Genomic DNA, 11,609 nt, shown 5'->3' with positions numbered 1-11,609 from the left:
TTGAAAAAATAAAAAAGTAGATTAAAATTTAATCTACTTTTTTATTTTTTATAAATATGCGGATTTTCCACTACTCCTTTTTTAAATACTTTTCTAACGCCCATTCTTAGTACATTATCAACTTGCAAAACTTGATCCAAAACCTTTTGCTCTGGGCGACCTCTAAACGAAGTCACATGAAAAGAATCTGTTTCCCTTAAAGGTTCTTTAGAAAAATAATAATTTGAAACACATTTTCTAAAACCTTCAAACTTTATTGGAGAAACCGAATGCAAAGAATCATTATGCGTTGCCATTACTGCTAATCGATTGAATTTACTAAAAATTGTAATTTGATCATTTTTCAATCCATTTGGCCAAACTTCTAAATTACCACCATATTCTTCTTTCCAATCTGGCGTTACATAATACAATAAATTCAACACACGCCACAATTCTCTTTTCGCATCGTGAGAATTATCCAAATGAGGCTGTAAAAATTGACGATTTCCCATCATAGACAAACCTCCAGCATACAAAGATGAATCTGGAATAGGTTGTTTTATTTCGCAAATCTCAGCAATCAAATTTACGATTCTTTCATCTTGAAAAGCGTAAATAATTTCTTCTAAAATAGGATGATATTGATCCATTTGAACAGCAATATATTTATCTTCTTTCAAACTTTTTTTCAACACCATTTCTTTTTCTTGTGGAAAAACTTGATTTATCTCCAAAACTAATTCTTCTGGCAATAGATCATCAACCCAAAAATAACCGATCTTATCTTTGCTACTATTATATTGTTGACTTATTTCTTCCTTTTGATCAATTAATCGTTGTAAAATTATATCTGCATATTGATTTCTGTTCATAATCATAAAGTTAATTAAAAATTTGTTTCAAAATAATTTCGGCATTCAATTTATCATTCAAATCATATTCAAGCGTATCTATATATTTTTTTGACGCTAAAAAAGGTTGATTTTTCAAATAATTAATAGCTTTTATCAACTCTAATTTATTCAAAACTTGAACACAAAGTCCACTAATTTTCTCATCATCTATTACATTTTCATTAATTATCGAAAAACGACTATTGAATAATGCATTTATTACTTTTAGCTTTGTCCCAGATTCCTGAAAAGACCACGCAATATTAAGATGAGCTTTTGCGAAAAGTTTTTTCAAATGATTAAAATCTTTCAATTTAACAAATTGTATATGTGGATGATTTTTAATTTTTGCTTTTACCCAATCCTCTCTAGAACCTGAAGCAATAACGAAAGGATAATCAATTTCTTTAAAAACTTCTATCAAGAAATCGACTACTTTACAATTGTCCGAAGCTCTCAAATCTCCATGATATAAAGCAAATTTTCCTTTTTCACTTAGTGATTGAAAAGTTTCATTTCCATGAAAAACAGGCACAAATTTTCCTTTGTTGTATTTTTCTTGGATATAATTTTGTTCAAATTTAGAGAGTGTAAAAACTTCATCAAACTGATGGATAATATTTTCGTATTGAATATATTTTTTTGCCTCAATATAAAACAATGCTTTTTTCACCAGATTCTTCTCGCTTACAGCTAATCCAGAAAAATAATTTTGCTCAATATTATGTAGTCGCAAATATTTAGAATAACCTTCAAGGTTATATTTATTCAAAATAAATGTTGTTTTTAGACTTTCAAAAAAAATAGGTGCCTTCAACGATTTAATTCGTTCATACAATAATTTGCTATCCCTAGATTTTACTGAAATAGGATATTTCTGAAAAATATAATAAGGCTTTTGATGTATTGGATAAAAATAAACTTCTTTAGCATATTTTCTTAAAACATCGCTTTCTGTTTCGTTAAACCCAAACAAATGTAAATAAATCTCAACCCCAAGTTGATTAAATGCTTTCAATTTATAAAAAACATCTATAACGCCTCCATAATTGGGAGGAAATGGAACATCCATACTTATAAAATGAAGTTTTTTACCTTGATACATTAGTTAATTATTTAACAAAAAAAAGAGTCTACAACTAAGTAAACTCTTTCTTTAAAATTATATTGTGTAATTTATCTTATTCTGATATCGCTTCTGCAACTTCAAATAATCTTCCGTCTTCACAACGTACCTTACGCGCAGGATAACGACGAATAATTTCGTAATCGTGTGTAGCCATCAAAACTGCACAATTATTTTCTTTCGATACTGACAGCAACAAATCCATAATATCATTTGATGTTTCTGGATCTAAATTTCCTGTTGGCTCATCGGCTAAAATTAATTCAGGATGATTTAACAATGCACGAGCTATAGAAACACGTTGTTGCTCACCTCCAGAAAGACGGAACGGCATCATTTTCTTTTTAGACAACATCCCTACCGAATCTAAAACCTCATCAATACGTTTATCGATTGTCGCTTTATCCTTCCAACCTGTTGCTTTCAACACGAACGTTAAATTTTGCTCTACCGTACGATCTGTTAACAATTGGAAATCCTGGAAAACGATTCCTAAATGTCTTCTAAGATCAGGAATTTTACTTGTTTTCAGTGATTTCAAATCCATTCCAACCACAGAACCTTGTCCTGATTGAAGCGGCAAATCACCATAAAGCACTTTCAATAAACTACTTTTTCCACTTCCTGTTTTTCCGATTAGGTAAACAAATTCTCCTTCGTTAAGTGTGAAATTAACGTCAGATAATACTAAATGATTTCTTTGATATATAGATGATTGACTTAACTCAATTACATTTTTAGCTTCCATACTTTCTACAGTCTTTAAAACAAATGTAAAAAAAAAGCTTGAAAGAACGACCTTCAAGCTTATTTTTTATGAATTGTAGCGATTATCTTTTAGCTCTTACTTCACTAACAGTTAATGCTTTTCTTCCTTTCTTTCTACGAGCAGCTAATACTTTGCGCCCGTTTTTAGAAGCCATACGCTCACGGAATCCGTGTTTGTTTCTTTTTTTTCTGTTACTTGGTTGAAATGTTCTCTTACTCATCTTTACTAAGTTTCTAATCCATTACTCGAATGGGTTGCAAATATACAGTTATTATTATTAATTCAAAAATCAAATTGATAGAAAATTACAAAAAAGCTGAATTAATAGTAAACCGCGTTCCGTTCTACACTTTGTAATTTTCGAAGTGCAAATATAAAAACATTTTTTTGTTAAGCAAGAGAAAATTAAAACAATAACAATTAAAACTTATCAACAATATCATTTGCGAAGATCAAACGAAGCTATTTTTAGAAGGATTAGAAAAGTTTCCTTAAAACTTTCATAAAACATCAAATATCTTGTTTTTATCAGTCTTTTTTTAGCTTAAAATTCGTATATTAGCCACCTTATATAACAAAACAATATGACTGAAGGAGAAAGACTAATCCCAATTAACATTGAGGATGAAATGAAATCCGCTTACATCGATTATTCGATGTCGGTAATCGTATCTCGTGCGCTTCCGGATGTGCGTGATGGTTTAAAACCTGTACACCGTAGAGTATTATTCGGAATGTATGAATTAGGTGTTTTTTCTAATCGTTCTTACAAAAAGTCGGCACGTATTGTAGGGGAAGTTTTAGGTAAATTCCACCCACATGGCGACATTTCTGTTTACGACACAATGGTACGTATGGCGCAACCTTGGTCTTTGCGTTACTTATTGGTTGACGGACAAGGTAACTACGGTTCTGTAGATGGTGATCCACCTGCTGCAATGCGTTATACTGAAGCAAGACTTCAAAAAATTTCAGACGAATTATTAGCTGATTTAGATAAAGAGACAGTTGACTTTCAACTAAACTTTGACGATACTATCCAAGAACCTACTGTATTACCTACTCGCGTTCCAAACTTATTAGTAAATGGTGCATCTGGTATTGCAGTTGGTATGGCAACAAATATGGCGCCACATAACTTAACAGAAGTTATTGACGGAACAATTGCTTACATCGACAATCGTGAGATTACAATTGACGAATTAACACAATACATCAAAGCACCAGACTTCCCAACAGGAGGTACAATTTATGGTTACGATGGTGTAAAACAAGCTTTCGAAACTGGACGTGGACGTGTTGTTTTACGTGCAAAAACTAATTTCGAAGAAGTACATGGTCGCGATTGTATTATTGCTACAGAAATTCCTTATCAAGTTAACAAAGCAGATATGATTGCAAAAACTGCTGAGTTAGTAAAAGATGGTAAATTAGATGGTATTTCTGAAATTCGTGACGAATCTGACCGTAAAGGTATGCGTATCGTTTATGTCCTTAAAATGGATGCGGTTCCTAACGTTGTTTTAAATAAACTATATAAATTTACTCAATTACAATCATCTTTCAGTGTAAATAATATTGCCTTGGTAAAAGGAAGACCAGAGCAATTGAACTTGAAAGATATGATTTATCATTTCGTAGAACACCGTCACGAAGTGATTGTTCGTCGTACGGAATATGAATTGAGAAAAGCACAAGAAAGAGCTCATATCTTAGAAGGTTACATGAAAGTAATCGGTACACAAGATGATCTTGATCGTGCAATTAAAATCATTCGCGAATCTGCAACACCAGACGAAGCGCGTACAGGATTAATGGAAGCTTTCGAGTTATCAGAAATTCAAGCACGTGCAATCTTAGATTTACGTTTACGTACATTAACTGGTCTTGAGATTGATAAAATTCGTGAAGAGTACGAAGAAATCATGAAAATGATTAACCATTTGAAAGATATTTTAGCAAACGAAGATTTACGTATGCAAATTATCAAAGATGAGTTATTAGAAATTCGTAAAAAATATGGTGACGAACGTCGTACAGATATCGATTACGCAGGTGGAGACTTAAATATCGAAGATTTAATTCCTGATGAGCAAGTTGTTTTAACGATTTCTCACATGGGTTACATCAAACGTACACCACTTTCTGAATACCGCAAACAATCTCGTGGAGGAGTTGGTAATAGAGCCGCTACAACACGTGACGAAGACTTCTTAGAATATATGGTTTCGGCATCTAACCACCAATACATGTTATTCTTTACAGAAAAAGGAAAATGTTATTGGATGCGTGTGTACGAAATTCCAGAAGGTTCTAAAACATCTAAAGGTCGTGCAATTCAGAATTTGATTAACATCGAGCCAGATGATAAAGTAAAAGCATATATCCTTACACATGATTTAATGAACGAAGAATACGTAAATAATAATTACGTAATCATGGTAACTAAAAATGGTATCATCAAGAAAACATCTTTAGAAGCTTATTCTCGTCCACGTGTTAATGGTATCAACGCAATTACTGTTCGCGAAGGTGACACATTATTAGAAGCATTATTAACAGATGGGAAATCTCAAATCATGATCGCTTCTAAATATGGTAAAGCTATCCGTTTCGAAGACGAAAAAGTTCGTCCAATGGGCCGTACAGCTTCTGGAGTTCGTGGTATCAATTTAGGAGATCAATCAGATAATGAGGTTATCGGAATGATTGTTGTGACTGATGTAGAAAAAGAAACTGTATTAGTTGTTTCTGAACAAGGTTACGGAAAACGTTCTTCTATCGAAGATTATCGTGAAACAAATCGTGGTGGTAAAGGTGTAACAACTCTTAATATTACTGATAAAACAGGAAAATTAATCGCGATTGAAGCTGTTACAGACGAAGATGATTTAATGATTATTAATAAATCTGGAGTTGCAATTAGAACTGGTTTAGATGAAATTCGTGTAATGGGTCGTGCAACGCAAGGTGTTCGATTGATTAACTTGAAAAAGAACGATGAAATTGCAGCAATTGCAAAAGTACAAGTTGAAGAAGAATTGGAAGACGAAGTAGAACTTGATGAAGAAGGAAATCCAATTGTTGTAGAAAACACAAACGAAAACAACGAAACTCAAGCAGAAGAAACACCTGCTGAGGATCCAAATAATGAATAATCAATGAAAAAATTATTATTTAGTTTAGGATTAGTTTTAGCAATGTCAACATCATTCGCTCAAACTAACACAGAAGAATTAACGACAGAACCTACAGTTTTAGCTGAAAAATATAATAAATCAGCAAAAGAAAACTTAGCTAAAGGTGACGTTACAAAAGCAAGTCAAGATTTAGCAAAATTATCTAAATACGAAAACGGTAAAGTTTGGCAAGTCAAAAATAAAGACTCTAAAAAAGACGAATTTTACTATTCTCAAGCCGATTTAGATAAAGCTACAGCTGGTGGTAATTACGCAAAAGCAAAAGAAGTTGCTTTGCAACCAAAATATGGTTTCTTGTTGCAATCTGAGGTTTCTAATTTAGCAAACAAAGAATTAGACGCTGCAAACAAAGCAATGGACGCAAAACAATTTGCTGAAGCTGGAACAAAATTCTTAAATGTTTTCAACTTAGTTGAAGCTTTAGGTACAAAAGAAGATATCTATAAATACCAAGCGGCAATCTGTTTTTACAATGCAAATGATTACGATAAATCGTTAACGATTTTGAAAGAATTAGCAGCAAAAGGATTCACTGGGAAATCAGCTAATCAAACAAAAGATTACAACCGTGATATGTATGTTTTAGCTCTTAATGGATTATACAATGCAAAAAAATACGATGCAATCGTAGAAGAAGCAACTACAAAATATCCAAAAGATGCTGACATCAACAATATCGCAACTGGAATTTACCAAGTTTCTGGAAACGCTGATAAAATGACAAAACGTATCGAAGAAGCGATTAAAATCAATCCAAACGATGCGCAAAATTATTACAACTTAGGTGTTTTATATTTAGATGACGCTTCTAAAGCAGCAGAATCTAAAAACTTGTTTAAAAAAGCGATTGAATTAAACCCTAAACATTTCGAGTCTTATAACAATTTAGTTTTAGCTATTTTGCAACCAGACAAAGAAATTGTTGAAACTATGAACAACAATTTAGGAACATCTAAAAAAGAGAAAGAAATTTATAATGCAAACGAAGTAAAACGCAAAGCTTTGTTTACAGAAGCAGCTCCTTATCTTGAAAAAATGTACGAAATTCAACCAGAAAATCGTCAAGTTATTCGTAACTTAATTCAAGCTTACAAAACTTTAGGAAACGATCAAAAAGAAAATTTCTATCGTGACGCTGAGAAAAAATTAGTAAAATAATTATTTCAATATAACACAAAAAAGGACTTCAATTGAAGTCCTTTTTTGTGCTTTATCATTCTGAATGTAGCTTAAGTAAAACTTAAAACAAATCCCAATTTCTTAAATCTGGTAAAAAATGATGGGCTGTCAAATCATAACGAACTGGCACAACAGAAACATAACCTTCCTCTAAAGCACGTTCGTCTGTATCTTCACCTTTGTCAAGATTTTTAAACTCTCCACTCATCCAATAATACGTTCTTCCACGAGGATCTTCACGTTTATCAAATTTTTCTTCCCATTTTGCATCAGCTTGGCGACAAACTTTAATTCCTTTTATTTCATGTCCTTTCAACTTCGGAATATTAACGTTCAACACTACACCTTTTGGTAATTTATGTTTTAAAACTTGATCAATAATTGTTTTAATAAATTCTTCTCCAGCTTTAAAATCTGCATTGTAAGCAAAATCACACAACGAAAAACCTATCGCAGGAATCCCTTCTATACCAGCTTCTACAGCTGCAGACATTGTTCCCGAATAAATCACATTCACCGACGAATTCGATCCGTGATTAATTCCCGAAATACACAAATCTGGTTTACGAGGTAAAATTTGTGAAACAGCCAATTTTACACAATCCACTGGCGTTCCAGAACACGCATACTCTTTTACATCTTCATCAACTTCTATTTCATCACAAAACAATGTCGAATTTATTGTCACCGCATGCCCCATTCCACTTTGCGGACTATCTGGCGCAACAACATAAACTTCTCCAAATCCTTTTGCAATCTCTATCAACGCTCTTATTCCAGGCGCAGTTACTCCATCATCATTTGTAACTAAAATTAGCGGTCTTTCCATATTTTATTCTTACTTTTATTCATCATTTTTACAAATGTAAAAAACTTCCTTCTAATTTCTTTTTTGTTTTATATTTGAAGGAGTCTTAAATTATTAATTTATATAATACCAACGCAATATGTTAATTAAAAAAACGTATGTATTACTATCGTTTTTATCAATGAGTTTGCTTGCTTTTTGCTTTTGCAAACCCATGTTAGACACAGATGAAGAAAGAGAAAAGTTAATCGTAAAAAATACACGAAACACCCTAACTTACCTACATTACAAACCTGCTACTGTAGATGATAAATTTTCGGAAAATGTTTTCAATAAATATTTAGAATACATTGATCCAAGCAAACGTTTTTTATTGCAATCTGATTATGATCTATTCAAAAAAGATTATCACAATTTAGATGATTATTACAAATCAGAAAACTTAGGTTTCTACAATTCTACTGTTGACACAATCTACAAACGTATTGCTGACGCTGAAAAATATTCGATGGATGCCTTGTCAAAACCTTTTGATTTCAATCAAAAAGAGAATTTCAACATCGATTATAAAACATCAAAATTCGCGAAAGATAAAACCGAAGCGAAAGATTTGTGGCGCAAGTATTTGAAATACAACGTGATGTTAGAAATCATTTCAATGCAAGACGAATTAAAAGGTCAAAAGAAAGATACATTAGACAACTCTTCTTCTATAAAACCTATAAAAGATCCTTTGGCAGATGAGAAAAAGAAAATCACAAAAGATACGCCTTTTGCAGAAGTAGAAAAGATGGCGCGTGAAGAAGTTAAAGACTTGATTTCTGACTATTTCCGTCGTATAAAACAAACAAAACGCGAGAACTATTTTTCTATTTACATGAACTCGTTCACAGAACAATACGATCCGCACACAACATACTTCTCTCCAACAAGTAAAGAGGATTTCGAATTCGAAATGTCTGGACAAATGGAAGGAATTGGAGCCAAAATACAAGACAAAAGAGGTTACGCTACAATTGCTGAATTAATTGTTGGCGGACCAGCTTGGAAGAGCAATAAATTAGAAGTTGGTGACAAGATCATTAAAGTTGCACAAGGGAAAAATGGTGAAGCTAAAAACATCGTTGGGATGATTTTAAGCGATGCTATTCGCCTAATTAAAGGGAAGAAAGGAACAGAAGTTGTCTTGACTATTCAGAAAAAAGACGGTTCTCAACAAACAATCTCTTTGATTCGTGAAGTGATTGAATCAGAGGAAGTGTTTGCTCGCTCATCTGTTATTACGGACGAGAAGGGAGATAAATACGGAATCATCTATTTACCTGAGTTCTACACTCCAATGGGAAAAGAAGGCGGACGTTATCCTTCGGATGATATCAAGAAAGAAATTGATATATTGAAGAAAGAAAACATCAAAGGTCTTGTCTTCGATGTTAGAAATAATGGAGGAGGTTCTCTTGAAGAGGTAGTTAAAATCTCTGGATTGTTCATCAATCAAGGACCAATTGTTCAGGTGAGACGTTCGGACGGAATGCTTAAAATTCACGAAGACAAAGATAATTCTATCGCATACGACGGACCTTTAGTAGTAATGGTTAACGAGCTTTCTGCATCTGCGTCAGAGATTTTTGCTGCAGCAATGCAAGACTATGGTCGCGCTGTTATCGTGGGTTCTCCGCAAACCTTTGGTAAAGGTACTGTACAAACAATCTTGCCTTTAGATCGTCAGTCGGGAAGTGATGAGTTAGGCGCTATTAAGTTAACAATACAAAAATTCTACCGAGTAAACGGAGGTTCTACACAATTGAAAGGAGTTCAATCGGACATTGCATTAGTTGATCAATTCACTTACGAAGATATCAGCGAAGCTTCTCGTTCAGAAGCCTTGAACTGGGATCAAATCAAACCATTGGTTATTGCAAAATGGCCTTCTGCTTTCGATTTAGCGAAGATTAAAACGAACAGTAAAACTCGTTTGGCAAACAATGCTCACTTAGCATTAATGAACGAAAGTTTCAAGTTCATCAAATCAATGGAAGACGTAAAAGAGATTCCTTTGAACTTAGAAGATTACAAAACGTACCGTAAAACACGCGAAGATAAAATCAAGAAATTCGAAACTTTAGACAAGTATAAAAACAATTTCAAATTTACAATGAATCAAAACGATTTAGCAACTACTAAAACAGATACTGTGCTAAAAGCTAAACGTAACAATTGGTTCAAAGATATGCAAAAAGACTTTTATTTAAACGAAGCTGTTAACGTTTTAAGAGACATTAAATAATGGAACAAGAAAACGGTTCATTTTCTCAAATCATATTCAATAAATTAAGAAAGAACACCCTTGGTGTTCTTTCTTTTAGTGTAATAGTATTAGCTGCAATCATTTCTATTTTTGCTTATGTCTTTGCGTCCGACAAAACGGAAAATGCAAACAGACAGGACCTAACCATTGCATATTCACCTATAGGTTATCAGCAAAAAACAATCGAAATCCCTTTACCTAATTATTCAGGAAAAACGAACTTTTCTGATTTTATATTCGGGAAAGAAATCGATACCGAACAAATAAGTATTACATCTTACAAAAGAGATGGACAAAGCATTACTTATATTCCATATATAGGGAACGGACTAAGTGGTGAAGCAATAAAGATAGATTTGTTAACTTGGACAAAGCATAACATCAAAACGCAAGATATAGAGAAGGATTTTATCTATACAAAAACCTATTTACTTGGAACAGATTCTTACGGAAGAGACTTTTATTCTAGATTAATCATCGGGACAAGAATTTCTTTTCTTATCGGGTTTATCGCTGTTTTCATTTCATTAGTTGTCGGAATTTCCTTGGGCGCTCTTGCAGGTTATTACAAGGGACGAACAGATAACATTATAATGTGGTTGATAAACGTTGTGTGGTCTATCCCAACATTACTATTGGTTATTGCAATTACCTTAGCTATTGGAAAAGGATTTTGGCAGATATTTATCGCAGTTGGACTAACGATGTGGGTAGAAGTTGCACGTGTAGTTCGCGGACAATTCCTATCATACAGAGAAAAAGAATTTGTAGAAGCAGCAAAAGCTTTAGGATTTTCGGACACAAGAATTATCTTCAACCAAATATTACCTAACGTTGTTGCACCTATTATCGTTATATCTGCTGCCAATTTTGCTTCGGCAATTTTAGTAGAAAGCGGTCTTAGTTTTCTTGGAATTGGCGCACAACCTCCTACTCCGTCTTGGGGAAATATCATAAAAGAACATTATAATCATATTATTTTAGGGAAACAACATTTGGCAATTCTACCGGGATTAGCTATTATGTTATTGGTTCTTGGGTTTAATATCTTTGGGAATGTATTGCGAGATATTATGGATATTAAGCAGTAAGAAGCTTATAAAGTTTTATACTTTTCTTTTTTTAATACTTTAAAACACAAGTTATATCTTTATCTATGTCTTTATGTGGTTAATATTTTATCTTTTTTAACCACATAGAGACATAGGTTAAATATTGATAAAGATTTGAATAGACTTATAGTTTTCACAGTAACTTTACTTAAGTTAATAACTGAAAGTTTATAAATAAATCACAATTAATCAATTTCTATGTTTCTATGTGGTTAATATTTTACCAAAACAA

The 11,609-nt window shown here is 32.8% G+C and carries 9 protein-coding genes; 4 read left to right on the top strand and 5 right to left on the bottom strand.

The window, feature by feature from the left end; genetic code table 11:
- Positions 1-41: 41 nt before the first annotated feature.
- The 4 genes from N5E64_RS07400 to rpmH all read right to left on the bottom strand — a co-directional run bounded on the left by N5E64_RS07400 (position 42) and on the right by rpmH (position 2,990).
- Positions 42-854: a 2OG-Fe(II) oxygenase gene (locus N5E64_RS07400; RefSeq protein ID WP_280036736.1), complete on the bottom strand. Its 813-nt coding sequence runs from the start codon at positions 852-854 to the stop codon at positions 42-44.
- A gap of 10 nt (positions 855-864) precedes the next feature.
- Positions 865-1,980, bottom strand: coding sequence for a hypothetical protein (locus tag N5E64_RS07395; protein WP_280036734.1), 1,116 nt, complete (start codon positions 1,978-1,980; stop codon positions 865-867).
- Between the two features lie 76 nt (positions 1,981-2,056).
- On the bottom strand, positions 2,057-2,749 hold the full coding sequence (locus tag N5E64_RS07390; protein WP_038333079.1) for a cell division ATP-binding protein FtsE: 693 nt from the start codon (positions 2,747-2,749) through the stop codon (positions 2,057-2,059).
- An 82-nt stretch (positions 2,750-2,831) separates the two neighbouring features.
- Positions 2,832-2,990 carry a 50S ribosomal protein L34 gene (gene rpmH, locus N5E64_RS07385; protein WP_019974979.1) on the bottom strand — a complete coding sequence of 53 codons (159 nt, stop codon included), beginning with the start codon at positions 2,988-2,990 and terminating at the stop codon, positions 2,832-2,834.
- A gap of 364 nt (positions 2,991-3,354) precedes the next feature.
- Between rpmH and gyrA the strand changes: the two genes are divergently transcribed.
- Together gyrA and N5E64_RS07375 are read left to right on the top strand one after the other, a co-directional pair.
- Positions 3,355-5,928, top strand: coding sequence for a DNA gyrase subunit A (gyrA, locus tag N5E64_RS07380; protein ID WP_280036731.1), 2,574 nt, complete (start codon positions 3,355-3,357; stop codon positions 5,926-5,928).
- 3 nt (positions 5,929-5,931) lie between these two features.
- The gene (locus N5E64_RS07375) at positions 5,932-7,128 is read left to right on the top strand and encodes a lipopolysaccharide assembly protein LapB (RefSeq protein ID WP_280036729.1); all 1,197 of its coding nucleotides are present in this window, start codon (positions 5,932-5,934) and stop codon (positions 7,126-7,128) included.
- Positions 7,129-7,210: 82 nt separating this feature from the next.
- Here N5E64_RS07375 and surE read toward each other — a convergent pair whose 3' ends face one another.
- Positions 7,211-7,978: a 5'/3'-nucleotidase SurE gene (gene surE, locus N5E64_RS07370; protein WP_115001644.1), complete on the bottom strand. Its 768-nt coding sequence runs from the start codon at positions 7,976-7,978 to the stop codon at positions 7,211-7,213.
- Positions 7,979-8,171: 193 nt separating this feature from the next.
- Between surE and N5E64_RS07365 the strand changes: the two genes are divergently transcribed.
- Entirely contained in the window at positions 8,172-10,244 is a 2,073-nt protein-coding gene (locus tag N5E64_RS07365; protein ID WP_280036726.1) for a carboxy terminal-processing peptidase, read from the top strand.
- Positions 10,244-11,356, top strand: a complete 1,113-nt coding sequence (locus N5E64_RS07360) for an ABC transporter permease (RefSeq protein ID WP_219033706.1) — start codon at positions 10,244-10,246, stop codon at positions 11,354-11,356. The genes N5E64_RS07365 and N5E64_RS07360 overlap by 1 nt, the downstream gene beginning before the upstream one ends.
- The last annotated feature ends 253 nt before the right edge of the window (positions 11,357-11,609 follow it).

Source organism: Empedobacter sp. GD03739, from assembly GCF_029843245.1.
In the GTDB taxonomy this organism is placed as follows: domain Bacteria; phylum Bacteroidota; class Bacteroidia; order Flavobacteriales; family Weeksellaceae; genus Empedobacter; species Empedobacter falsenii_B.
This window is presented reverse-complemented; position numbering and strand designations above follow the sequence as displayed.